Origin of the sequence: Flexithrix dorotheae DSM 6795, assembly GCF_000379765.1 — a bacterium.
Lineage (GTDB): Bacteria > Bacteroidota > Bacteroidia > Cytophagales > Flammeovirgaceae > Flexithrix > Flexithrix dorotheae.
The window spans coordinates 165,017-192,001 of record NZ_KB903436.1 but is presented as its reverse complement, the minus strand read 5'-3'; the positions used below and the strand labels follow the sequence as shown (position 1 = coordinate 192,001).

17 protein-coding genes are annotated in these 26,985 nt (G+C 38.3%); 10 read left to right on the top strand and 7 right to left on the bottom strand.

The annotated features are described in order from the left end of the window. Positions 1-3 precede the first annotated feature (3 nt). From A3EM_RS48495 to A3EM_RS0111625, 5 genes are all read left to right on the top strand, one after another. A complete protein-coding gene (locus tag A3EM_RS48495; RefSeq protein ID WP_425402058.1) occupies positions 4-252 on the top strand; it encodes a transposase family protein in 249 nt (82 codons plus the stop codon). A gap of 22 nt (positions 253-274) precedes the next feature. Continuing rightward, positions 275-976 (top strand): LytR/AlgR family response regulator transcription factor, encoded by a 702-nt coding sequence (locus A3EM_RS0111640; RefSeq protein WP_020528390.1) that lies wholly within the window; start codon positions 275-277, stop codon positions 974-976. 137 nt (positions 977-1,113) lie between these two features. Beyond that, complete coding sequence (locus tag A3EM_RS0111635) at positions 1,114-1,482, top strand: hypothetical protein (protein ID WP_157637841.1); 369 nt, start codon at positions 1,114-1,116, stop codon at positions 1,480-1,482. A gap of 99 nt (positions 1,483-1,581) precedes the next feature. Continuing rightward, positions 1,582-4,026 carry a TonB-dependent receptor gene (locus A3EM_RS0111630; protein WP_020528388.1) on the top strand — a complete coding sequence of 815 codons (2,445 nt, stop codon included), beginning with the start codon at positions 1,582-1,584 and terminating at the stop codon, positions 4,024-4,026. A gap of 40 nt (positions 4,027-4,066) precedes the next feature. After that, positions 4,067-4,777 carry a DUF4386 domain-containing protein gene (locus A3EM_RS0111625; RefSeq protein WP_020528387.1) on the top strand — a complete coding sequence of 237 codons (711 nt, stop codon included), beginning with the start codon at positions 4,067-4,069 and terminating at the stop codon, positions 4,775-4,777. Between the two features lie 125 nt (positions 4,778-4,902). Here the strand turns inward: A3EM_RS0111625 and A3EM_RS42160 are convergent, their stop codons facing one another. The 3 genes from A3EM_RS42160 to A3EM_RS0111610 all read right to left on the bottom strand — a co-directional run bounded on the left by A3EM_RS42160 (position 4,903) and on the right by A3EM_RS0111610 (position 8,827). Continuing rightward, positions 4,903-5,880 carry a WD40 repeat domain-containing protein gene (locus A3EM_RS42160; RefSeq protein WP_020528386.1) on the bottom strand — a complete coding sequence of 326 codons (978 nt, stop codon included), beginning with the start codon at positions 5,878-5,880 and terminating at the stop codon, positions 4,903-4,905. 120 nt (positions 5,881-6,000) lie between these two features. Beyond that, positions 6,001-7,347 (bottom strand): sugar porter family MFS transporter, encoded by a 1,347-nt coding sequence (locus A3EM_RS0111615; RefSeq protein ID WP_020528385.1) that lies wholly within the window; start codon positions 7,345-7,347, stop codon positions 6,001-6,003. 148 nt (positions 7,348-7,495) lie between these two features. Next, on the bottom strand, positions 7,496-8,827 hold the full coding sequence (locus tag A3EM_RS0111610; protein WP_157637840.1) for a vanadium-dependent haloperoxidase: 1,332 nt from the start codon (positions 8,825-8,827) through the stop codon (positions 7,496-7,498). 227 nt (positions 8,828-9,054) lie between these two features. On the opposite strand from A3EM_RS0111610, the gene A3EM_RS0111605 reads away from it, so the two are divergent. Together A3EM_RS0111605 and araD1 are read left to right on the top strand one after the other, a co-directional pair. Beyond that, the gene (locus A3EM_RS0111605; protein ID WP_245576498.1) at positions 9,055-9,825 is read left to right on the top strand and encodes an SDR family NAD(P)-dependent oxidoreductase; all 771 of its coding nucleotides are present in this window, start codon (positions 9,055-9,057) and stop codon (positions 9,823-9,825) included. Between the two features lie 106 nt (positions 9,826-9,931). Further along, positions 9,932-10,942: an AraD1 family protein gene (gene araD1 / locus A3EM_RS0111600; RefSeq protein ID WP_020528382.1), complete on the top strand. Its 1,011-nt coding sequence runs from the start codon at positions 9,932-9,934 to the stop codon at positions 10,940-10,942. 478 nt (positions 10,943-11,420) lie between these two features. Here the strand turns inward: araD1 and A3EM_RS0111590 are convergent, their stop codons facing one another. The 3 genes from A3EM_RS0111590 to A3EM_RS0111580 all read right to left on the bottom strand — a co-directional run bounded on the left by A3EM_RS0111590 (position 11,421) and on the right by A3EM_RS0111580 (position 16,441). After that, positions 11,421-12,917, bottom strand: coding sequence for a c-type cytochrome domain-containing protein (locus A3EM_RS0111590; RefSeq protein ID WP_020528381.1), 1,497 nt, complete (start codon positions 12,915-12,917; stop codon positions 11,421-11,423). Between the two features lie 112 nt (positions 12,918-13,029). Continuing rightward, a complete protein-coding gene (locus tag A3EM_RS0111585) occupies positions 13,030-14,418 on the bottom strand; it encodes a DUF1552 domain-containing protein (RefSeq protein ID WP_026210243.1) in 1,389 nt (462 codons plus the stop codon). A gap of 31 nt (positions 14,419-14,449) precedes the next feature. Continuing rightward, a complete protein-coding gene (locus A3EM_RS0111580; protein WP_245576497.1) occupies positions 14,450-16,441 on the bottom strand; it encodes a DUF1592 domain-containing protein in 1,992 nt (663 codons plus the stop codon). A gap of 352 nt (positions 16,442-16,793) precedes the next feature. Between A3EM_RS0111580 and A3EM_RS0111570 the strand changes: the two genes are divergently transcribed. After that, the gene (locus A3EM_RS0111570; protein WP_020528377.1) at positions 16,794-20,093 is read left to right on the top strand and encodes a sensor histidine kinase; all 3,300 of its coding nucleotides are present in this window, start codon (positions 16,794-16,796) and stop codon (positions 20,091-20,093) included. Here the strand turns inward: A3EM_RS0111570 and A3EM_RS0111565 are convergent. Continuing rightward, the gene (locus A3EM_RS0111565; protein ID WP_020528376.1) at positions 20,090-21,193 is read right to left on the bottom strand and encodes an endo-1,4-beta-xylanase; all 1,104 of its coding nucleotides are present in this window, start codon (positions 21,191-21,193) and stop codon (positions 20,090-20,092) included. The genes A3EM_RS0111570 and A3EM_RS0111565 overlap by 4 nt on opposite strands. A gap of 282 nt (positions 21,194-21,475) precedes the next feature. Between A3EM_RS0111565 and A3EM_RS0111560 the strand changes: the two genes are divergently transcribed. After that, positions 21,476-23,647 carry an alpha-glucuronidase family glycosyl hydrolase gene (locus A3EM_RS0111560; protein WP_020528375.1) on the top strand — a complete coding sequence of 724 codons (2,172 nt, stop codon included), beginning with the start codon at positions 21,476-21,478 and terminating at the stop codon, positions 23,645-23,647. A 233-nt stretch (positions 23,648-23,880) separates the two neighbouring features. Further along, a complete protein-coding gene (locus A3EM_RS0111555; RefSeq protein WP_020528374.1) occupies positions 23,881-26,979 on the top strand; it encodes a SusC/RagA family TonB-linked outer membrane protein in 3,099 nt (1,032 codons plus the stop codon). Positions 26,980-26,985 lie beyond the last annotated feature (6 nt).

Sequence of the window (26,985 nt, the reverse complement as noted above, 5' to 3'; positions counted from 1 at the left end):
GGTATAACAGAGGATTACAAGTTTGGGAAACTAAGTATTCCCATCAAAAAGAAACCAAAAAAGGAGCTTTTAGAGACAGAAAAAATGATCAATAAAACCAGAAGTAGTATAAGAGTTTTGGTAGAAAATTCAATAGCAGGCCTTAAAAGATACCGATTTTTATCTGATAGGTTAAGGTGTAGGAGTATGGCACTTTACAACAAAGTGGCTGGCATTTGTGCAGGGATTTGGAACTTTTGTCTAACTAACTGATAATCATACCAGAACAACTCTAATGAATAAATATACCTGTATTATTATAGAAGACGAACCTCTGGCTCTTGAAAGGACCAGAAACTTTGTAAATAAAGTTCCATTTTTAAGCTTAGAAGCCACTTTTGATGATGCACTCAATGGCCTGGCCTACCTGAAGTCCAATCAGGTTGATTTGCTTTTTCTTGACATTAATATGGATGAACTGTCTGGAATTGAATTACTGGAAAGTTCCAGAATTAAAAGTCAGGTCATTATCACTACGGCTTATCAGGAATATGCCTTAAAAGGGTATGAACTCAACGTAACTGACTACTTGTTAAAACCCTTTACATTCAACCGCTTTTTACAGGCTGTAGACAAGGCTCAGGAAAACCTGGAGCATCAGAACAATCAGAAAAACACACCTCTTGATTTCATTTTTGTAAAAACTGAAAACAGGCTGGAAAAAGTGACCTTAAGCGAAATTATTTACATTGAGGGCATGCGGGATTACCGCAGAATCCATACCCTCACCCAAAAAATAATGACGCTTCAGAATTTTAAAGAATTGGAGAAGCTTATTCCTTCTGATCTGGTTTGCAGGGTACATAAATCCTATATGGTGGCTTTAAGCAAAATTGCTTCAATTGAAAGGAGCCGTATTCGAATTGCTGATCAGATTATTCCTATTTCAGATACTTACAGGGATTTTTTCTTCCAAAAAATTAATAGTAATGCCTGAAATTTTCCTGGGTTGGTTTGCAGATAGTTAGCCCGGATTTGCAGACACCTTCTATTGATTTGCATATCAGAATTGTTCTGGTTATTTCTTCCCTACAAATTTGCCTAAGAACTATGAACCCTTAAAACTTAAGCAAAATGAAAATTTTTTATTTCTTTACCGTCATTTTTCTTTTAGCCTTCCAATGTTGTATGGGTCAGGATAATTATCACGCAGAATTATCCCTGAATAAAACCTTTCAAAAGGAAGTTGTTTCTCAGCAAATTGATACCACTGAATTTAATCAGGTTACAGAAATTCCATTAAAGGCCAGCTTGCCTGGAAATAAAGAAATGGAAAACCTGAAAATGGTTAAAGCCATTTTGGAAAAGGAAAACTCAAGGATTTTCAAATCCGGACTTTTTGCCATGGAATCTACCAATTCCTCCCGGAATTCGGATGAGCTACAGGGAGAGGTGCTTTTAATTCTGGGGCAATTTATTTCTACTATTCTGGCAATTGAGTAATAATGTTTCAAACTCAATCCATTTTTCAAACTACAAAGTATTAACTACCACAATCCTACAAACTTTCCAATTAATTTCTTGAAAACTAAAATGTAGATAATGGTCAACATTAAGAAAATTTTTTTTGTCCTTTCTTTTATGTTAATAAGTTCTGCCCAGGCAATTTGTCAGGAACTTACCCAAACGGTAAGAGGGACTATTCTGGATACCGATAGTCAATTACCCATCATTGGGGCGACTATCATTATAGTAGATTCTAATCCCCTGATAGGTGCTGTCACTAATGCTGATGGCAACTTTAGACTGGAGAATGTGCCCACCGGAAGACATCATTTAAAATTGTCCTACCTGGGTTATGAAACCCAAACCCTTTCCAATATTGTAGTGACATCAGGTAAAGAAGTAGTGTTAAATCTTCAGATGCAGGAATCTACGGTGAATATGGAGGAAATCGTAATCACCGCTAATGAAAACAAGGGAGAAGCCTTAAATGATATGGTACTGATCAGTGCCCATTCCATTTCCCCTGAAGAAACCACCAGATTTCCCGGAACATTTAACGACCCTTCCAGAGTGGTTTCCAACTTTGCAGGTGTTACCAGTACACAGGATGGCAGCAATGATATCATAGTAAGGGGAAATTCTCCGAAATATGTGCAATGGCGATTAGAGGGCATCCAAATCACCAACCCCAATCATTTTGCCGATCCGGCTATGGTGGGTGGTTCCATAAGTGCCTTAAATAACAATGTACTTGCCACATCTGATTTTTATACAGGAGCATTCACGGCTGAATATGGAGATGTGTTGTCTGGTGTTTATGATGTGAAACTAAGGGCTGGAAATAATGAAAATACAGAATGTGTTTTTGGTTTTGGATTGTTAGGTACAGATTTTACCCTGGAGGGTCCTTTAAAAAAGGGATACGGAGGTTCTTATATTGTCAACTACAGATACTCCACTGCTTCAATGATTGAAGACCTGGGTTTGACTGAGGTAGGAGGAACTCCAAAATTTCAGGATGCTTCTTTTAAAATAGTTTTACCTGCAGCAAAGGCAGGCACTTTTTCTCTTTTCGGATTGGGAGGATATAGCAGTTTTAATTTTGAGGATGTAGAACCGGATACCTGGCAAACTCCGGGTAACAGATCTATGAAGGCTGAAATTAATGAAGATTTTAATAAAAAGGCTTTTTTGTTAAATACCGGACTTAATCATACCATTTCACTCAATAGCAACAGCTTTTTTAACACCACACTGTCCTACTCCTCAGAAGGGATAAAAGACGATATTTTTGAATCAAGCCTGATCAATATTTACAATGAGGAAGGCGTGCTCCTGAAGGATTCTGTCACCAATCGATTTCTGAATTATAAGAATAGATTAACCAAAACAAGTTATCGGGCTGCAATCACCTACAACCATAAAATAGATGCCAGAAATAAATTCCAGGTAGGATCAAAATATGCCTATTTCAATTTTGACAATGAACAAAGCTATATTCAGGAAGAAAGTGGAAACCGGGTGAGTACCATTGATTTTAACGGAAATATCAGTACGATCAGGAATTTTATCACCTGGAAACACCGGCTGAATGAAAAAATTACCATAGTTTCCGGATTACACAATATGAATGTACTACTGAATAATAAAAGTACCCTGGAACCAAGACTGGCCGTCAATTGGAAATTGGATCATACCAATTCCTTTCATGTGGGATATGGCAGCCATAGTACAATGGAAGGATTACATCATTATTTTGCCAAAGTGGAGCAGGAGGATGGAAGTTTGATTGAGCCCAATAAAGACCTTGATTTGTTGAAAGCACATCATTTTGTGGTGGGTTATGAAAAACGGATTTCCAGAAACTTAAAGGCTAAAGTTGAGGTGTATTACCAGGATTTGTATAACCTGCCGGTAGAGAATAATGATACCAGTTATTTTGCCACCATAAATGAAGGTCTGGATTATAAATATGTGGATTTGGTGAATGAAGGAACCGGGAAAAATTATGGCGTAGAATTGACGCTGGAGCGATTTTTTGATGACAATTATTATTTTTTAATCAATACATCCATCTTTAATTCCAAGTATAAAACCCTGGAGGGGATAGAAAGAAATACACGCTTTAATAATAATTATCTACTCAATATTTTGGTGGGAAAGGAATTTACTCATTTAGGAAAGAGAAATAATAAAACTTTAGGGTTAAATGCTAAAATATTTTATGGTGGAGGACAGAAGTATATTCCATTACTTAGAGATGGTGAGGGAAACTTAGCCGTGGATCCGAAAAATGACCAGTATTGGGATTACAGCAAAGCCTATAATGATAAAATTGAGGATGTTTATCAGATAATTCTTTCGGCAAGCTATAAAATAAATAAACCCAAAGCTACTCATGAGATTTTCCTTAATCTGGAAAATATTACCGATCAGAAAGGAAAACTTTCGGAGTATTATGATGAAGGCGAACCCAACTCTATTGGATATCTTACCCAATTCGGCTTTTTCCCCAATTTAATGTACCGGGTTTATTTTTAATTTTTTTGAAGGCAATTGTAAAACTTAAGAATTAATTCAAATGAATACTTATAAGAACCGGGGCAGAATGGCAGGGTTGCTTTTTCTCATTCTTATTTTTTGTGGAGTATTTGCAGAATTTTTTGTTCGCCAGAAAATAATGGTTTACGGTGATCCGGTAGCTACTGCTCAAAATATTAAAAGCATGGAAGATTTATTCCGGGTGGGCATTGTAAGCGATTTAATCATGAGTACCACCTACTTCTTTTTCCCCTTATTATTATATCCCATTTTTAAATTGGTGAACAAGGAACTTTCCATGCTCATGGTGCTGTGTGTGATGATTTCAGTAGCAATTTTGTGTATCAATATGCTTAATCAGATAGCAGCATTATTGCTGGTAACCGGTTCAGACTATTTCAATGGTTTTTCAACAGAACAATTGCAGTCACTTTCTTCCTTTTTCCTGAATTTACATAGTCAGGGTTATAAAGTAGCTCAAATTTTTTATGGATTGTATTTATTTCCCCTGGGCTATATGATTTACAAATCCGGTTATTTGCCAAGAGTAATCGGAGTGTTTTTAATGTTGGGTTTTGTAGGAGATATGATTGATTTTTTAAGGTTTTTCCTGATTCCGGATTATCCATCAGTGATTTTGGATAACATTACCCTTCCGGCTGATATTGGGGAAATTTCCATGTGTTTATGGTTGTTGATAAAAGGGGTGAAAGTAGCCGAAACAGAGCCTGAGCGGGAATTGGTGGTGTAAAATTGAATTGAAAATAAGTAGAGATAAATGGAAATACGATAGAAATAACATTGCTTGTTTCTACTGTATTTCCGATCCTCATAGAGAAATGATTTAAAAACTTTTGATTCGACTAATTTTTATGCTCATTTATCGCTATCTACAGACCATAAAATGGCAGTATTATCTCCACTTCCTGTTAGAATTTTAGAACCATCTGGAGAAAAGGTTACTGAATACACAAATGATGTATGCCCTTTAAAAGTTTGAGGTTCATTACCTTTCAAATCCCATAATTTCGCAGTTTTGTCCATACTACCTGTTAATATATGCTTGCCGTTTGGAGAAAATGCTACTGAATAAATCTTCATCTCATGCCCTTTGAAAGTTTGGAGAAGATTTCCTTTCAAATCCCACAGTTTTGCCGTGCTATCAAAACTACTGGTAACAACATAAGAACCATTTGGGGAAAAATCTACTGAATATACCAAATCATTATGCCCCTTAAAGGATTGTAGTTCATTACCTTCCAAATCCCACAGTTTTGCTGTGTTATCACTACATGCCGTAAGAACATTCTTGCCATCTGGAGAAAAGGCTACTGAATAAATAGACAAATTATGTACAGTAAACTTTTGAAGTTCATTGCCTTTCAAATCCCAAAGTCTTGCTGTACGGTCTCCACCTCCTGTTAGAATCTTAGAACCATCTGAAGAAAACACTACCGAAAAAATAACTGAACTATGCCCTGTAAAGACTTGAAGTTCATTTCCTTTAAGATCCCATAACCTGGCAGTTTTGTCAACACCTCCCGTAAGGATATTCTTACCATTCGGAGAAAATGCTACTGAAAATAACAAATTATTATGTCCTTTAAAGGTTGCAATTTCATTCCCTTCCAAATCCCACAATTTTGCTGTTTTATCCCAGCTTCCTGTAAGGATATTTTTGCCATTTGGAGAAAAGGCTACTGCAGTCACCATTTCGGTGTGTCCTTCAAAGGTTTGTATTTTATCATCTTCAAACCTCCATGAGGAAGTAAAATCTTCCTTATTCTCTATTTTGAATAAAATAAATTGATTAAGGTTTAGACTAATTAGAAACCAAAAAAATAAAGCACTCATAGCATAGAATCAAAGACTGTTTCTCTATTAGTAATGATTTTCAAATTATATTAAATGCCCAACTATTTAGATCTGAGACTTTTATCTCATGATCTAATAGTTGGGGCCGTAATTTATTTTTTAATTCGCAACCTTATTCCCCTTCAACAATTCACTTTCTAGTTCTTCCAGAGATTTACCTTTGGTTTCCGGCATTACCTTCAGTACAAACAGGAGTTGAAAGACCATGGCAATGGCAAAAAAAGTAAAGGCATAAAATCCTCCCTGCTTTAATTCGGCCACCATGGGGAAAGTCCAGGTGAGCAATGCTGCCCAAACCCAGTGAGTCAGACTGCCCAGTGCCTGTCCCTTTGCACGCACAGAATTGGGGAAAATCTCTGCCAAAAACACCCAGATGACAGCCCCTTGGGAAAAGGCAAAAAAGGCAATAAAACCAACCAGGTAAATTAATACCCCATATCCGGAAAAGTTTTCCTGATAGAAAGTAACTGCAGTAAGGCCCAGGCAGACAATCATGCCTATAGAGCCAATTTTCATCAGGGATTTTCTGCCGAATTTATCAATTACAAACATGGCGATGATGGTGAAAACCATATTGGTCAAACCAATGATGACCACCTGAAGTAAAGCCGTGTCTTTGGCCAAACCAGTCATTTCGAAAATTCTTGGGGCATAATACATAATGGCATTGATGCCCGAAAACTGNTTGAAGGTAGCCAANAGAAAAGCCAGCATAATGGGGAAGGAAAACTTCCTGACAAACAGTTTTTCCTTTTNNCCTTCTTTTTCCTGTAACAAACTGTTGGTAATGGCTCCAAAGATTTGCTCAGCCTCTGTGGCAGNGTTTAAACCGGACAAAACCTGTCTGGCTTCTTCATGTCTGTTCTTTTTGACCAGCCACCTTGGGCTCCTTGGGATTAAAAACAGAAAAAGGAAGAATAAAACCGCAGGGACAAATTCCACGGCAAGCATCCATCTCCAGGCTTCATTGGCCACCAGGCTATTGATGAGGTAATTGGAGAAAAAGGCGACCAGAATACCGAAAACAATATTAAACTGAAACATGGCCACCAGCCTTCCTCTGAGTTTGGCAGGGGCAATTTCAGAGATGTACATGGGGCCTAAAACTGAGGAAGCGCCTACACCCAAACCTCCTAAAAAGCGATAAAACAGAAAACCAAACCAGGATTCAGCAAGTCCACTGCCCAATGCAGAAACAGCATAAAAAACAGCCAGCACAATTAAAGTATCTCTTCGACCGAATTTATCTCCCAGCATGCCGGAAAACAGGGCACCAATAATGGTTCCGATCAGGGCAATGGAGTTGGTGAAGCCATGCCAGAAACCATCCAATTCAAAAACCACTTTAATAGACTGCTCGGCTCCGGAAATCACCGCTGTATCAAAACCAAATAATAATCCTCCCAGTGAAGCCACCAGGGAGGACATCAATATTTTCCTTTTCATATTTTCTAGTTTGTTACTTTATTTTATTTAGTATTTTTTGAAGTATTCATTTCCTAAATATAATAATCGTAAATTGGATTGGACCTGCCGGAAAGCATATTTTCATTAAAATGAAACCAGTCTACGGGAGAAGGTTACTTAAGGCTGACTATTTTACTGGAAGCAAATAGTTTTGAACAGCGTATTCCCCAATTTTTTTCCCAAGTTCAAAACCCTCCTCTGAATCATATCTAAAGTGAATGCCTAAATAAACCCGGGACAAGGAAGCTTCCATTCCGGCTTCAGAAAAGGATTGGAATGAACGGGTTGGCGGGTCCATTTTAATTTTCCCGGAAAATGGCCCGGCACTGTCCACCTCTTCGGTAGTCATGGTAAATGAATATTGGTCTCCTGTGCCTAAAGCATTTGCCAAAACCGTCATGGCGGCTGTGCTGGCCGTCCCGTGAGCAGAAGGGTAGGAAGGAAAGGCGTAGGTATGCTGGTGCAAATTATTCCAGGAGGTATCCTGCACGGTTGCAGGATTTTCATCATGGTCTGCCCATCTGATGGCTGTGTATGGCCTCCAGTGATTGTAATGAAATTTGTTATCAAACACGTTGACATAGGCATCATAAATCGTCATGTTTAATAAGGCAAAAAGTCTTGCCGATTCCCAAAGGTTAAGTTTTTCTTTCCCCACAAGTTCCCGGGCTAATCTGTTATGGGAATTCTCCACAAAATCCTTCCACCACATGGCAAAATGTGCCTGATCATCTGTTCTCACGTCACTATTTGTACTTCCAGCTTCTTTTACCTCATTGAATGCCCTGGTATATTCCTCACTTTTAATTTCCGGGGGTGGAGGCGAGCGAAAATAATCCTGGCTGGGCAGCAGAAAAGGTTGGGCAGCGGCCCACCCGGCACCAAAAATAAATCCTTCAGGAGTACCACTGTGTTCATTGAATTCTGCATAAACACCAGGGGCCATGGGATGCCAGGTATAATCAGCCTCTCCGTTCCAATCGTCATTTTCCCTTGCTTTTAGGGCTGCCATGGCAGATAATTTCCCAAGTTTTATTCCTGCTGTTTTCAAATTATCCTCCGTAACAGTGGATAGCCATTTATTTCTTTCTGCTTCAAGAGCGGCTTTTTTATCGGGAAACTGATTTGCTGCAATTTCAAATGCGGCTTGTGCGGTTGCAGCTATAGGATTGGCTGCTGTAGCCTCTTCCTCAAATTTAAAGCAAGCATATTCTGGTTGAATAACATTCAGGGCATTATGAATGGCCAGGTGCATAAGTGCAGCGGTTCTTATTCCTTTTAAGGTAAGAAGTCCATCTTCCATGATGGCATATTCTAAAACAATTTTATTCCAGGAGGTCACCATATCAGCCCTATAATTGTCAGAATTTAACTTTTTGGGCTTGCAGTTTATCAGACAAAGGGAAACGAGTAAAAAAATGGATATAACTTTACCGGGGTGTTTGGATAGATCAATCATGATTTGAATTTTTAAGAGTTCCTGCCAAATACCAATAAAGCTAAAATAGATTACAAGTCTATTTTTGGAGTTTTGTAAACTTAATTTAGTGATTTTTTCGAAAATGCCAAACATTTTCTTTCCCCAGGATTTCAAGTTTTTTAAATTTAACCAGAAATGAATATCTTACTCAGAAGGCAAAAATCAATGCTTTTTTAGGAAGACCGTATAATTTGTAATTTATGAAAATGAGTATTTTAGATCAGTTTAAATTGGAAGGTCAGGTGGCTTTAGTTGTGGGAGGAAACAGGGGATTGGGCTTGGAAATGGCAAAAGCTTTGGCTGAGGCAGGTGCTAAAATTGCCATTGCGGGAAGAGATACAAAACGCAATATACAAGCTCAGGAATTGATCAGTGCAGCTTATGGTGTGGAAAGTATAGCTATTCCATGTGATGTAACACAGGAAGAAGCAGTAAAATCCATGGTGGAAAGCACAGTAGAAAAGTTCGGCAAAATTGATATCCTGATCAATTCGGCAGGAATTAATATCAGAGGAAAAATTGAGGAATTGACACTGGAAGAATTTAATCAGGTGATGCGAATAAATGTAACGGGTTCCTGGTTGGTTTGCAGAGAAGTGGTGCCGGTAATGCGAAAAAATAAATATGGGAAAATCATTAACGTTGGTTCCATTTTTTCCAATGTGGCCATTCCTGACAGAACACCTTATGCCACCAGCAAGGGGGCAGTGATGCAATTAACCCGGTCTTTGGGATTGGAATTAGCCAGAGAAAATATAACTGTTAATGCCCTTTTACCAGGGCCTTTTGCAACTGAAATGAATTTGCCCCTCACAGAAAACAAGGAAAAGTTTCAGGAATTTTTAAATAAAATACCCATGGGCAGATGGGGAGAATTACACGAAATAGGGGGAATCGCTTTGTTTCTGGCAAGTCCTGCATCTGCTTTCGTAACCGGAGCCGGATATGCCATTGACGGGGGCTGGCTGGCTCAGTAATAAACATTCTTAGCATTTTTCTTTCCGGAGAAGATAAAGGAAAGCTTTTTAGGTTTTATCTATTTTTTAAAACAAAGAAATAATTGTCCTATTCATTTTATAAAACATGAATCTAATACAACTCAGTCATCCGGAACACGGCAGAAGAATTGCCAGGGTAGAAGAAGGGAATCTGCATTTGGCAGGGGAAAAATTTACTTCCATTTACCAAATGGTCACAGAGGTTTTGGAAAAGGGGACAACATTAACCAAAATGTTAAATGCTTCCCTTTCTGAAGATATTTTGGATTACAATGCCATTTATAAAGGGGAAAGTGACTGGAAGATTCTTCCCGCATTTGATCATCCTGAGCAACCTGCCATGTGTGTGCTTTCCGGAACAGGGCTTACCCACAAAGCCAGTGCAGAAAACCGACAGAAAATGCATACAGCAGCCAACAGCGGTAAAGAATTAAATGATAGTATCGAGATGTATTTGTGGGGAGAAAAAGGAGGAAAGCCTGAAAATGGCAAGATTGGTGTGCAGCCGGAATGGTTTTATAAAGGAAATGGAAGTGTGTTGAAAGGACATCTGGAGGCTCTTTCGGTTCCGGCTTATGCGGACGATGGGGGGGAGGAAGCCGAAATTGCCGGAATCTATGTGATTGATTCTGAAGGAAATCCGGTCAGAGTTGGTTTCGCCACTGCCAATGAGTTTTCGGATCATGTAATGGAGAAAAAGAATTATTTATATCTGGCTCCTTCAAAATTAAGAGAATGTGCGATTGGGCCTGAACTAATATTAGGGTTAGATTTTAAAGATATTCCCGGAAAAGTTTCTGTGGAGCGAAAAGGGGATGAAATTTGGAGCTCCGAAGTAAAAACCGGGGAAAATAACATTACCCATCACCTGAGCAATTTGGAATATCATCATTTTAAATACAAACAACATCGGCTACCTGGCCAGGTCCATATTCATTTTTTTGGCACTGGTGCATTTAGCTATGGAGCCGGCATAAAACTGGAAGAAGGTGACCGGATGAAAATTGATTTCCCCAAATGCGGAAGGCCTTTGATTAATTTTATTAAGGTTGATGGGGGAAAAGAGGAAATAATTGAGGTGAGGGAGTTGAGTTAGCAGGGTTTCCTGAATTTAATATTTCTGCTTAAATCCGGTTTACAAAACCTGTCTTTTTCCCCAGTTCAATCATTGGGTTGAAGTTGCTTGGGTAGAATACTAAAATTTTTTGATTTTATTAATGACCTTTCACACAAAATTTCAATACTAATAATATAATCAAAGCAAGAAGATTTAGCTTCCGCCCCTTTTTCCAGTCGATGAAAAAGGGGCAAAAAAATCTCTGCCTTCAAAAAGGTTTTCCGAGAAAGTAAGGTAGTTATCTGTAATACTTTCCCACTTGGGACTTGAAAAAAAACACCAGTATCTGGTAATCTTTCCCAGACTAATTTTGAAGCCGGTCTTGCTTATTATAACATTATCAGAAAATATTTTTTTGTAATTGAAGGGCTAAAAATGTTTCATCCTTTTTATTAATTTTCAATCTTGGGGCTACAAACTTCAACCAGCGGATGAGAAAGTCGGGGAAATTACAAACTTAATAAAAAGGACCTTCCTCCAAAATGATTTGCATATCTGGTTTGTGTTTGTTGATGGCATCTACCAGATTTCTGGAATTGTTGGTATCAAATAAATAGACTTTTTCAAGTGCGGGAAATTGAATGAGGGTGAGTGCCTGTGCATCATCTACATTTGTATGGGATAAATTGAGCACTTTTAGGGATTTTAGGTTTTGCAAATGAATTAATCCGGAACCATCTATTCCGGTTTTTTGCAGGTAAAGTTTTTTTAGATTAGTCATTTTTCCAAGGTAATACAGCCCATTGTCATCGATATCACTGGAAACTAATGAGGCTTTGGAGAAATGATCAAAATAGGGACTTAACTGCTTAAACTGGTCATTAGTGAATGGAGCAGGAGGGAAGTTCATGGAAATGGCAAAAAGATTACCTTCTTCATCCGGGTCTTCATCAATCGAAATATTGAGTTTTTCTCCTAATTCCTGAAGTTCTTCTTTCAAAGCCGCCTTTTCCATTTTTTTGAGGGCCAGTTTCCGGTTCAGCCGCTCAATCTCATCCATATTTTGCTGAATGACCAGACCTAATTCAGACGATTTTTCAATTTCACCGATTTTAGTGTTTTCCGGAGCTCCAGAGGAAATCCAGGTTTTTAATAAGGCAATTTCATTTTCACTCATTGGCGTTTTGCCGGGAGGAGGCATATGGTCATCATGATCGGCTGGTAAAATGATTCTTTGAAATAATTCACTTTTTTCCAGGTCACCAGGTGTCAATCCTGCTTTTTCACTTTTCCCTCCAGCAAGCAATTGTGCATAGGAGGTCATTAAAAAATCCCCCTTACTTTTATTTTCATTATGACAACTCAGACATTTGGCTTCCAGAATTGGCGCCACCATATCCGAATAAATCAGCATTTCTTCAGGAGATTTTTGTGCTACCTGCTTAAAACTACTCATTATTTCCGGAATGTATTCGGTAAGAAAATCCTGTCCGTGAGTGGCCATCCCACCCATATGGCTGGTATAAGCCAGACTTAAATTACCAATAGCCAGAGCAATGAAATAGGGTTTTTGGTAATGATTGGAAATATGCTGATAGCAATAAAAGAAAAGTGTAGCCAGCAATATTCCTGCTCCGGTAACCAGGCCTCCCCAAAAGTGATTATTGATCAGATTCCCGGAATATTCTCCGGAAGCAAACAGTAAAAATCCGGCAATGATGGTAATGGTTGAAGAAATGGATGCCAGAATAAGTAACATCATCCTGGCGGTTGCCAGTGGTTTGAACCAATTGAAATTTTTCAGCAGTTCGATGGCCAAAACCGCAATGATTAGTACAATAGGAAAATGGAGAATTAAAGGGTGAAATCTGCCCAATAGCAGAAACAAAGCTGGAAATTCCCAGGTCTTGAGGAATGGCAAAATGCTTAAAGTAATAAAACTCAAAGCGAATAATCCGATAAACAACCTTACTAATTTCCTATTCTTGTCTGTCAACAATCTCGTTTTTTCCATTTGCTAGTTTCACAGGTATTAAATCCGCAATTCCCAATGTGATTAAAAAAGCTGCCTCATTAAATCTTTTGTAGGAGTACATTGGGAATTATTGGTTTTAAGTAAGTATTAATTAAGCCAGAATACCATCCAACTGGCCAGTACTATCCCCAAAACTTTCTTTTTCTATACCAAGGCAATTGAGCATGGTGAGGTATAAATTGGCCAAAGGAGTCTTTTCCTTGTACTTGATAAACTGACCTGTATTTAATTTTCCACCACCTTTTCCGGCAAGAACCACCGGGATATCGATTGGGGAATGCCGGTTGCCATCTCTTAAGCTGGAGGTAAAGAAAACCATGGAATTATCCAGCAGGGTTTTGTCTCCTTCTTTTATGGATTTTAGTTTTTCAAGGAAATAAGCATATTGTTCCATATGCCATAGGTTAATTTTGGCATATTCTTCCATTTTTTCCGGATTGTTCATATGATGAGAAATAGAATGGTGGTTTCCATTTACACCATCTAAAAAGGAAAAATTTCGGTTGGAAACTGAATTCCCAAACATAAAGGAATTAACCCTGGTGGCATCACTCCAAAAAGCCAGGGTAATGATATCCATCATCAAACGGGTTTTTTCAGTGACATCTACTCCGGAATACATTTCTGTATATTCATCAATATCCTGATCTATTCTGATTAATTCTTTTTTTAGGTCAGGGGAAATATTAATTTCAAAATCTTTCCGTTTTTCCTCGTTTACAATTCGCTTTTCTACTGATCGGATGGATTCCAAATATTCCTCTACCTTATCCTGGTCACTCCTTCCCAAATCTTTTTTCAGGGCTTTGGCATCAGCCATTACCAAATCCAAAACACTCTTTTTAAAGGGGTCTTCAGCTTGTTTTTTCCCGGGAATATAATTTCGGAACAGTCTGTCAAAAGCCATTCTGGGATCAATTTCTTTTGAAACCGGCTGGGTGGGTGATTTCCAGGAGATATTTGCTCCATAAAGTCTTGTAAAGCCTACATTAATATCTACCCCTGTGGTGATTTTATCCAGGCCATATTCCAGTGAGGGGAAAAGCGTTTCCTGCCCGGTTTTCTGAGCAATAAGCTGGTCAAGGGAAATACCTCCGCTGCTGATATTGTCACCTGTAGTTTTTTTAATTTGCATACAGGTAAGAATATTGGCTGTTCTGGCATAGTGTCCATCTCCACCCTCAAATATGGAGTTTTGATTCATCAAATCACTTAAAACCAGAATATCATCTTTTACTCCGCTAAGTGGTTTTAGCAATCTGGTCAGTTCAAAATCTTTTCCCTGTTTTTCAGGTGTCCAATAGTTGGGATGAATGCCATTTGGCATGAAGAAAAATGCCGATCTGACCGGAGCTTTTTGGGGATTGCCTAATGATGATGCAGAAGCTGGAAATTGCATACTTTCCAGTAGAGGCAGGGAAATGGCTGCGCCAAGTCCTTTAAGCATTCGTCTTCTTGAAATGTGCCATCTTTTTTTCATATTCCTATTGGTTATAGATCTTGCATTATGTTTATATTTCGTTCGATTTCTTTTGGAAATCCTTGATTTTTAAGCGGAAAACATAGCCTTTTACCAACTCCACAATTACATTGTCCGGATTAAAATTATTTTCCAGTAAACTGGCTTCCATTTTCCTGAGCATGGGTTCATCTGTAAATAAAATTGACCTGCCCAGTGCATAGGAGAGCAATCTATTGGAAATATTTCTGGCGAACTTTCTTTCTTCCATCAAAAGCAGTTCCTTTAACTCAGCCGGCCCGTTAAAGACTTCACCATTGGCTAAAACTCCTGATGCATCTATAGGGACTTTCCCGTAGCTATCTCTCCATCTACCAATGAGGTCAAAATTTTCTAATCCCAATCCTAATGGGTCCATTTTTTCATGGCAGGACTGACAACCAGGTTTCGATCGGTGCATTTCCAATAATCCCCGGAGTCCCAAGTCTTCGTGAAGTGCTTCATCTTCGGGTAATTCTCCTGCATCTGGTGGTGGTGGTGGTGGTGAAGTACCCAGAATTTCTTCCAAAACCCATTTTCCCCTCAATACCGGACTGGTTCTTAAAGGTAAGGAAGTGACCGTTAATACGCTTCCCATTCCTAAAATTCCTCCACGGGATTTATCAATTAAACCGACTTTTTGAAACTCTTTTCCCTTCACCCCATCAATATTGTAAAATGCAGCCAGTTCCTGATTCAGAAATGTGTAATCACTATTAATTAAATCAAGCAGATTTTTGCTTTGAGTAAGTACGTAATAAAAATACTCTACAGTCTCCTTATACATATTATGCCGGAGAGAGGTGGTAAATTCAGGATATTTTTCAGGATCTACCACAGGCCCTTTGTCGGTGAGTTTGTCGATACCCAGCCACTGGCTGGAAAAAATCTCGGCAAACCTTTTGGACTTTGGATCGGCCAGCATCCGCTTGACCTGTTCTTCCAATACAAGTGTATCACTTAGTTGCTCTGTTCTTGCCAATTGGTATAATTCTTCATCCGGAACACTGGACCAAAGGAAAAAAGAAAGTCGGGAGGCCAGCTCAAAGTCATTCAGTGGAATTGGATGTTCTACTTGAGGTTCTTCTTCCTGTTTGTATAGGAAATTTGGAGAGACAAGCAATAGTTTAAAGACTTCTTCAAGGCTTTTGTTGAACCTTGTCGGGTTTGGGACTGAATCCATCGAATGGTACACTTCTCCAAAAAAATCCATCAGGTTGGCCTTTTCCTCCTTTGCTAAGTACCTGCGGTAAGTTTTAGCAGCCATTGGCAAAATCACACTTTCAGCAGCCAGCTCAGGAGGATTGGATGGTTGGAAACTGTCTGAAAAAATAGATTTGAACCAGTCCGAAAATTGTTGCCACCAGGTGAGTTTGTATTCAAAAGGAACAACCTTTTCCCAAAGTTCCTGGTTTTGGCTGAGGTCATTTACGATGGTTTGGGCAGCATCATAGTATCGCTCAAATTTTAAAGGAGTAAAGAATAATGCTTTTCCCTGGTTATCAAATCCTCCACCGCCAGAGCCATCCCCGGGGAAATAACCCTTGGCATCAAAGTCTACCCCAAATAAATCCTTTACTGCATAGTGATACTCCCAGTGGCTCAGTCTTCTGATGGTGATCAAACCTGGATTTTGGTTGGCTAGTGCTTTCTGAAGTATTAGTGAGAGCCCGTTGGTAAGGGAGTCGTATTCCTGGTCGGTTAATCTGGGCCTGATATCAGGAGGCATTTCCCTGGTTTTAATCTGATCCAGCACTTTTAGCCACAGCCGTCCCCGACTGATCACCCTGCCTTCTTCTTTAAAATTATCCAGATTTATTCCTCCTTTCACATTCCCCGTATTGTGGCATTCAATACAATTTTTTTCCAATAAGGGCCTAAGGCCTTTTTCAAAAAGGCTGTCTTGAGCTTTAGAGGCAAAAGTTAAAATTGCCAGAATAGAAAAGAGGTAAAAAGATTTTAGTTTCATGTAAATAGTGAAATGAAAAATGGTGGTCTGACCCATCTATTTTCTATTTTAATTTACATACATTTTTGTTCATATTCTAGTGGGAGCAGGACTGAAAAATGAAAAAATGCTGCTTAAAGGAGAAAAATTGATTCTGTCAGGATTGTATCACTTGTGCAGAGGAAATTTTGCAGCATCACTTTTTTCCCAATAACCCCTTCAATCTGTGTGGGTAAAAATGGGTAAAAATATTTTTTCTCGCTAAATTGTAGCATTAATTAGCACTATTTATTTTTTGGCTTATTAGGGCATTACCATCAATTTACAACTTTTAGTATTACTGTATTTTACCTATTGATTTAAGTAAATTTTATTTTTTTGAATTTTATCCAAACTACGAAGCCCTGGAATGAGAATTTGGAATCACCTCCTGTTTAATATCACTTTTACCTTACTAATTACATTAGCAAACTTAAACCCGGGTTGCACACAACATTGGGAACAAAACTTATTTTTCAGAAATTTATCTTCAAATGATGGCTTATCCAATCCTACCATCAATTCCATAGTTCAGGATCATTTAGGATATATCTGGATAGGAACAATAGACGGCCTGAACCGGTACGATGGCTACCAGATGGTTACCTACAAATACAATCCCGCAGATTCCAATTCCCTGTTAAATAATCGGATAAACAGACTTGCAGTCGATGAAAATAATACTTTATGGATTGGAACCCAGGATGGTTTATGCAGCTACAATTATAAAGAAGATGCCTTTACCACCTATAAAAAAAAGGGAGGGAATTATGTAGTTTCCGATTTTTTACTGGATACTCAAAATAATCGGGTCTGGGTTGGTTCCACCAGAAACTGTTTAAGGTTTCTCGACCTGGAAAGTAAAGAGATTAAAGAGTTTAGTCACGATTTATTAGACGGTCTTACGGGAATTCATGCCATAGACACCGATGGAAAAAGCATCTTTCTATCTACCAATAATAAGGGACTCTTAAAACTAGATATTCAATCACTAAAGCTTGTTTCTGTTGCCAGTACTCAGAATGGTTTGGTAAAATCTCCTACTGATTGGGTTACTGCCAGTCTGAGTATAAATGATAAGTATTTTATTGGCACAAATGGTTTTGGGCTAATGATTTACGATCTAAAAACCGAAAACCTTGAAATACTAAATACAGCAAACAGTCCCTTAAAATCCAATATCGTTAAAGTGATTATTTCCGATAAGCAGGGGAAGGTATATGTAGGAACTGAATTTGGATTATTTGTTTATTCCCCATCTTCTGGTTCAGGCAGATTGCATGTGGCAGATGAATTCAATCCGTCCACCCTTAGTTCTAATTTAATAAGGGATTTATATTTTGATCATGAAGATAACCTCTGGGTAGGAGTGTTTCAAAATGGGGTGGATTATTTGCGGAATGAAATCAGTGAAATGAATCTGGTTAGAAAACAGTATAAACTTCCAAATAGCCTAACCGGAGATAATATTTCTTGCTTTGCTCAGGATAATAATGGTGGATTATGGATAGGTACACATGAAGCCGGGTTAAATTATTACAACAAGGGGAAGTATCATAAATTTCAGGAAAGCCCATCGGTATCCTTATTGAAAAATATCACCATCAACGACATAAAGGCAGACCAAAACGGAGTAATCTGGATGGGTACTAATGAGGGATTGTTTTCTTATCAGGAACAGGAATTCAGGAAACATCCATTAACCAGCAATATCAATAATATTACCCAGTCGGAACTGATTAAAACCATTTCAATTGATGAGGAAGGTTTGATCTGGCTTGCCACCCAAAATAGTATTATTTCATTTGATCCAAAGACACAAGTTTTCACCAAGCATCAAGTGGATTTATCCAGATCCCTGGAAGATTTAGGCTATAATATTCGGGGTATACTGGCAGGTAATGATGGTTTAATCTATGCAGGTTCAAGTGCAGGGTTGCATGTATATAACCCTAAAGATAAGAGGGTAAAAAATTTTAAAAAGCAGCCCGATAATCCTGAATCTTTGGGCCATAATATTATTATTGAAATATTTGAAGACCGGGAAGGCAGGATATGGCTTGGCTCTTTGGGAGGTGGTCTTATTTTATTTGATAAAGAAAATGAAGTGTTTAAAACTTATTTTACAAATACCGGACTACCAGATGGTTCAGTAAAAACCATTGAACAGGATGAACAAGGCTTCCTTTGGATGGGTACAAATAAAGGACTTGTAAAATTTGATCCGGCTACTGAAAAGTCGATCGTTTTTGGGAAATCTTTTGGTCTTCAGAATGAACAATTTAACATTAATGCCTCTATAAAATTAAAGGACGGCAGGTTGATTTTTGGAGGGGTAAATGGCTTTAATGTTTTTTTACCAAAAGATATTCATTTTCCCAATTCAGCTTTTAAAGTGGTAATCACTGATTTTAAGATTTTTGACCACAGTCTTTCCCCAACAGACAGCAGTAATTTTATTCATGAGCACATCAGCCTGGTTTCAGAAATGGAAATTCCTTTCAGTGAATCCAAACATTTCACTATTTCTTTTTCAGGTCTTCAGCATATGAATATTGATAATGTGGAATACGCCTATCAATTAGAAGGTTTTGAAAGCAACTGGAGGTTTATTGGTAAAGAGCATAAGGTTACATTTACAAACCTCGATCCCGGAACCTATAATTTTCTGGTGAAGGCCAGTTCAGATGGAAACTGGAATAATCAACCTACCCAATTGCAAATTAATATTTTACCTCCCTGGTATTTAACTGTCTGGTTCAGGATTTTAATTTCTGTAGTTTCCCTTGTATTAATTGCGGGCATTCTCCTCTACAGGGAAGAGGCGCATAAAAGAAGTAAAAAACGGCTACAGGTGTTAGTTGATGAGCAAAATAAGGAATTGTTGCTAAAAAATGAGGAACTGATATCCTCTCAGGAAGAACTCAATGCACAATTCGAAAAATTAAAGGAAACCCATAACAACCTTAAGGAGACACAGGCGCAGTTAATTCAGTCCGAAAAAATGGCTTCTTTGGGAATTCTCATTGCGGGTGTGGCACATGAAATCAATAATCCGCTTAATTTTATTAATGCCGGTACCATTGCCCTGGAAAAGTATTTTAACCGAAATTTTAGAGAACAAAAAGAGGAGGCTGTACCTTTATTTGAGGTGATAAAAAAAGGAGTGAGCCGGACTGCAGCCATTGTGAAAAGTTTGAATCATTTCTCGAGGCGTAATGACCTGCAAAAGGAAAATTGTGATATTCACCTGATCATTCAAAATTGCCTGATACTTCTAAGAAATCAATTGAAAAACAGGATAGAAGTAGAAAAAAATTACGCAAAGGAAAATCTGGAGATTACTGGAAATGAAGGGAGACTCCATCAGGCCATCTTAAATATACTGGTGAATGCTTATCAGGCCATAGAAGGAAAGGGCAAAATTATGGTGGAAAGCAAGGTACTGGAAAATAATGCCGTTATTTCTTTTAAGGATACCGGATGTGGCATAAAACCTGAAAACCTTTTGGTGATCACGGATCCTTTTTTTACCACCAAAGAAGTGGGCAAAGGAACGGGGCTTGGCCTGGCTATAACCAAAAAGATAATTGAAGAGCACGATGGTATCATAGAATTCCAGTCAAAGGAAAACCAGGGTACCACCGTGATTATAACCTTCCCTATTTAGTTTTTCAATCCTTCCAGCATCCCATAATAAGCTGGTTTTGGTTTCAGATTTTCATCATAGATACAAGGTTTATCTTCGAGATTAAAAAAACCATTAATCCAGGTGTCCCTGTCATTAAATCCCCATAAGGTGATGCCATATTGCTGAGCTTTGGGAACAATCGATTTATACATTTCCACCAGATTGCGATATTTTTCCTTTTGGGCCTCCAGCAATTCATCAGTAATGGTTTCATAAACCTGAATACCTCCTCCCTGGCTGTCATCGTGTTTATTGAAAATAATATCCACTTCAGAAAGATGGATTTTCAAACCTGTTTCTGCACCTTTTTTCAGGGCATAAGCAATCACAGAGTCGGGAATATCCATTCTGATATGCATCTGAAATCCCAGGCCGGTTATGGGGATATTTTTTGCTTTTAGGTCTTCAATCATTTTCAAAGCAGTGTGCAATTTTGCGGTATCTCTTTCAATATTAAAATCATTGTAAAACAAATCGGCATCAGGATCTGCTTCATGAGCATATTGAAAGGCTTTTTCCACATAAGCTTTTCCCAGGGTTTTGTACCAGTAGGTTTCTCTATAACCTCCTCCATGGGTATTCATCACTTCATTTACCACATCCCAGCCGGCAACTTTCCCTTTATATTTTCCTACAAATGTCTGGATATAGTTTTTCATAAATGCATCCAGTTTATCCGGGTCTCCATTTGTTTGTGCTTCTACCCACTCAGGGGTAGCACTGTGCCAAACCAGGGTATGGCCGAAAAGCCTGTGTTGATGAGATTCAGCAAAATTGACCAGTTTATCGACCCTTTCCCAATTGAAGGTTCCATCTTCACGCAATACAGAATGCATTTTCATGTCATTGGTAGCGGTGATGCTATTGAATTGTTCATTGAGAATTTGTCTGGTGGCACTGTCTTGCTGAATTCTGCGAATGCTAATAGCACCTCCTACAGGAAAATCTGCTGCTGTTTTTAAGGAAGTAACCGCTGTGGCTTCCTTTTGATCCGTAATTTGCGCTTTTTCCTGTTTGCAGGAGAAAAAGGTAAACGCAAAAAAAGATATTAAAATCGGGGTAGTAGTTAATTTAAACATAAATAAATAATGATTATAGATTGATTTATAAGAAGTTATCAAAGGTTTTAACTTTTTAGCGTAAATGGAAATGAATACGGATATTTTAGCTATTTGAAAGGAGAAGTCGAGCTGGGGAAATCAATCGAAATTGTACTTATGGTACAGAAAACCCTCCAGGTTTAAAACCAATAAAATGCTGGAGAAGTTGAGGGGTAAACTTTTAAAAATTTGAATAAAAAGGGTAAATTTAGCGGCTCAATAATTTATTGTACCTCACATTTCATTTAAAAAAAATCTAAAATGCCTTGTCCTCGATTTAAATTCAGCCTTCTTTTTATCATCTTTTTTACCTTCTCCAACCTTAAGGGGGAAGATGGTTATCGGTTATGGTTACGGTATAATCCAATTAATAACACAACTTTATTGGAGAGTTATAGGGAAATGTTTGAATCTGTGGAGCTATTAGGGGAAAGTGCGACCATGGATGCCATCCGTAATGAATTAGAAATGGGCCTTGGAGGGTTATTAAGTCAGAAAATTAATTTTGGAGAAAGTGCCAATAAAGGCTTATTGATCATTGGCAACTACGATCAGCATGAGAAGATAAAAGCATTTTTGGAACCTGAAGAGGTAGAGAATTTAGGGGAGGAAGGGTTTGTGATTCGTACCATCCAAAAGGATAATCAAAAATTAATTTTAATAACCGGGTTACAGGATAAGGCTTTATTATATGGCACATTTCACCTGTTAAAATTGCTGCAGACTCAGGAGGATATTTCCGGACTGCATTTTAAAAGTATTCCTAAAATAAAAGTAAGGATGCTAAATCATTGGGATAACCTGGATAGAACGGTGGAAAGGGGCTACGCGGGATTTTCCATTTGGAACTGGCATCAGTTACCAGAATTTATTGATCAGAGGTATATCGATTATGCCAGAGCAAATGCTTCCATTGGGATTAATGGGGTTTCACTTACCAATGTGAATGCCAATGCCTTGATTCTTCGGCCAGATTACCTGGAGAAGGTAAAGGCGCTGGCGGATATATTCCGGGCCTATGGGATAAAAGTTTATTTAACCGCCAGATTCAGTGCGCCAATAGAATTGGGAGGGATGGAAACGGCTGATCCCTTGAATAATGAAGTGCAGCAATGGTGGAATGAAAAAACCAGAGAAATCTATGAGCTGATTCCGGATTTTGGAGGATTTTTAGTGAAAGCAAATTCTGAAGGCCAGCCCGGCCCACAAAATTATGGAAGAACCCATGCCGATGGAGCCAATATGCTGGCAGAAGCCGTAAATCCTTTTGGTGGAATTGTGATGTGGAGGGCATTTGTTTATAGTAATGAAGAGCCTGAAGACCGACATAAACAGGCCAATATGGAGTTTCAGCCGCTTGACGGAAAATTTAAGCAAAACGTGTTGATTCAGGTGAAGAATGGGGCAATTGATTTTCAGCCCCGTGAGCCTTTTCATCCCTTATTTGGGGCGATGAAAAAAACGCCCTTAATGATGGAGTTTCAAATTACCCAGGAATATCTGGGGCAGGGGACCCATTTGGTCTACCTGGGAGGATTTTATAAGGAGGTTTTGGATGCAGATACCTATCAAAGTGGAAAAAATACTACAGTGGCGAAAGTTATTAATGGTGAATTTTTGGATCAACAGGTTACGGCTATGGCAGGAGTTTCGAATATTGGAACCGATCGCAACTGGACAAGTCATACTTTCGGGCAAGCTAACTGGTATGCTTTCGGGCGGTTGGCCTGGGATGATCAGATTAATGAAGAAGAGATTGCCAAAGAATGGATAAAAATGACTTTTAGTAATGATTCTGAAATTGTGAATGCACTTAATAACATGATGCAGGCTTCTCATGAAGCGATGGTTAATTATATGACACCTTTGGGCCTTCACCATATTATGGCTGCCGGGCACCATTATGGTCCGGGTCCCTGGGTAGATTTCATGTCAAGAGCCGATTGGAATTCTACCTATTATCACAAGGCGGACAATGAAGGTATTGGTTTCAACAGAACCCAGTCCGGAAGTGATGCCATCAGTCAGTACCACCCAAAAGTGGCCGAAAAACTTTCCGATTTGGAGAATTGCCCTGAAGAATACCTTCTATGGTTCCATCACGTATCCTGGAATAAGAAAATGGACTCTGGAAATATTTTATGGGATGAGATTTGTTTGAGATATCAAAAAGGGGTGGACCAGGTGGAAGGATTTTTAAACACCTGGAATAAGTTGGAAGGAGAAATTGATAAAGAAAGGTTTTTACATGTAAAATCTTTACTGACCATCCAGTTAAAAGAGGCTAAATGGTGGAGGGATTCCTGCATTGCTTATTTCCAGACTTTTTCAAAATTGCCTATTCCCGAGGGAGTTCCACAACCTGCTAAGAATCTGGACTATTACAAAAGCCTGAGCTTTCCCTATTCTCCAGGCATTCGACCGAGATGGTAATGCAAAATTTTGCTAAAATGAGATCTAAAGGGAGAAATTTGTTTTAAAATAAACATATATTTTATTTTGTTTAAACTATTAAATTCATATTATTATTTTTATAATTTACTTTATATAGTACATAAATTTTAGTTGTAAAAAAATGCTAGGAGAATGATAAAAAAGGAATAATCCTTCCAAGACTCTACTACTACATTTGTTTCTGCACATTGATAATCAAAAACAGAATTATTATGAAAATGAAACTTTTACAGCTTAAGAGGATATATACGCTTATACCTCTTCTTTTTTTCTTATCCATTAATCTACAGGCCCAAAGTACTATTTCTGGTACGGTATCTTCTTCTGACGATGGGGAATTCCTTCCTGGGGTAAGTATCTTAATCAAAGGTACTTCTACTGGTTCGATTACAGATTTGAACGGTAATTTTAAAATTCAAGCCAACACAGGGGACATCTTACAATTCAGTTACATTGGATTTCAATCCTACGAAACTGTAGTAGGGACACAAACCACTCTGGATATAAAATTGTTACCTGATTTAGAGCAGTTGGAGGAAGTTGTAGTGATTGGTTATGGTACCCAAAAGAAAAGTGACTTAACGGGAGCTATTGCCGGAGTTGATTCTGAAGTTATTAATGAAAGAGGGGTTACCAATCCCATTCAGTCACTTCAGGGAAGTATTGCCGGTGTACAAATTACAAATAGTTCGGGTAGAGTAGGAGACGGGTTTGATGTCACGATTAGGGGTAAAAATACCCTGAATTCAGGAGCAACAGAACCTCTTTATGTAGTGGACGGAACAATTGTGGATAACATCGATTTCCTTAATCCACAGGATATTGCCAAAATTGATGTTTTAAAAGATGCATCTTCTGCCGCTATTTATGGCTCCAGGGGTTCAAATGGTGTTTTATTAATCCAGACCAAAGGCGGAGTTCATGTTCCGGAAGGGACTAATATTTCTTTTGAATCTTTTTACGGTTTTAAAGACCCTGCCCGATTGCCCGAAATGATGGGCCTTGAAAAATGGAGAGATTACCATTTATCGGCTTATCTGGCTACAATTAATCCTTCGAAAGTAACTACTCCAGAAGAATTTTATGATGCGGTGGTTTCCCCGGGATCAAACAGAGTTTTAAGAAACAGGTTTGAAACCCTGGATGGATACGACTGGTATGATGGTGTATTGCAATCCGGGAGACAATCCAACAACCACCTTTCTATCAATCACAGGAATGGAGGTTCAGCTTACTCTATCGGTTTGGGTTACCAGAATGAAACTGGAAATATTGAAAACGAATCTCTGGATAAATATACCCTGCGATCAAGCATAGATCAGGAAATAGGGAAAAAGATTAAAACAGGAGGATCTATTTCAGTTTCTTTAAGTAACATACAAAGAGGTAGCCAGGTGGCTATGCGGGAAGCCTTCAGGTTAAACCCATTTTTAAAGCCATGGGACATCGATGAGAATGATCAGGATATTGTAGGTAAATTGTTTCCACAACCTGGAAAACTGACTGATGTGAATGGTGATTTTGTAATAAACAAAACGAGTACATACAATCCGTTGTTGGAAATAGCCAATTCAAAAGATGAGACCAGACAGTGGAATGGTATTGGTAATGTTTACTTACAATATAAGCCAATGGACTGGTTAAGCTTTAAGACATCTTTTTCAGCCGGATTGGAAAATTACAGAAGAGGAAAGTCCTGGGGTGCACAAACCAACACAGGTGTTTCCAATAATAATTTACCTTCTTCTGAAATTGATTATTATGAAAACTTCAACTTTTCATGGGATAATCAAATGGACATTAGCAAAAGGTTTAATGATCATTCCATTAACTTTTTGGCCTTACAAAGTATTTATGTAAACCAGACGGAAACTTCAGGTTTTTCATCTTCGAATCAACCATTTGACACCGAATTCTATAATGTGGGATCAGGTTTACAATCTACTTACAACCTTAATAATTTCTTCTCGAAAAGTCAGCTTTCTTCATATGCCTTAAGACTTAACTATTCATTTAAGGATAAGTACCTGGTTACTTTTTCAAACAGATGGGATGGTTCGTCTTTATTGGCTGAAGGTTATAAATGGAATGCATTTCCCTCGGCTGCTGTAGCCTGGAGAATTAACAATGAGGACTTCCTGGTAAATAGTAAAGCAGTTTCCAATCTGAAATTAAGAGTGAGTTATGGATTTACCGGAAATAATAATGTATCTCCATATTCCACAGTAAATACTTTGGACGTTCAAACTTACTATGACTTCGGTGGAAATGCGGCCAATGGCTGGGTACCTTCATCCATTGCCAACAAGGCATTGACCTGGGAAAAAACCAAAGAAATTAATATCGGTTTGGATTACGGGTTCCTTAATCACAGAATTAATGGTAGCATAGATTACTATAACAGGTTATCTGATGAATTACTGTTAGATCAGACATTGCCTTTGGAAACCGGATTTACCAGTATTGTGGCAAATGCCGGATCGGTTAGGAATTCTGGTGTGGAATTAATGCTGACTACCGTGAATGTTCAGAAAGGACTTGTAAGTTGGGAAACAGTTTTCACTTTCGATAAAAATACAAATAAGATTGAATCCATTTACGGACAATCGGAAAATGACGATATAGGAAATGGCTGGTTCATTGGTGAATCAATCGATGCGCACTACAATTATAAATTCGATGGTATATGGCAGGCTTCAGAAGCAGATTTGGCTGAAGAATATAACCAAACTGAAGGACAGGCCAAAGTGGTGGATATAAATAATGATGGTCAGATCAGCCCTGATGACGACCGAATGATATTAGGTTCATCCAATCCATCATGGTCAGGCGGTATTATTTCCAGATTGAAAGTGAGTAATTTCGATTTCAATTTTACCATCTATGCCAAGCAGGGTGTATATGCCTACAGTAACTTCCATGCGAACTTCGAAGACATGAGAGACAGGGGAAGACAAAAACTAAATGTAGCCGATTGGTATGTTCCTGCGAATGATTATGGTATTCCTGCTCAGGCTTCTAACAGCTATCCTCAACCAAGAAACGGAGGTACTTTTTGGAGAAATAATGGAGTAGGGTATTATAAAGATGCTTCTTATGTAAAAGTGAATAACATCTCTTTAGGTTATACTTTACCACAAAGTGCACTTGAAAAAATCCATGTAAAGCATTTGAGATTTTATGTGAATGTGCTTAACCCATTTGTATTTACAAGCTATACAGGTTGGGATCCGGAATGGGCTGAAGCATCTCTAAACATTGGTCGTGTAAGTAATGTCACTACCCAATTAGGTTTAAGCCTTAAGTTCTAATATTTT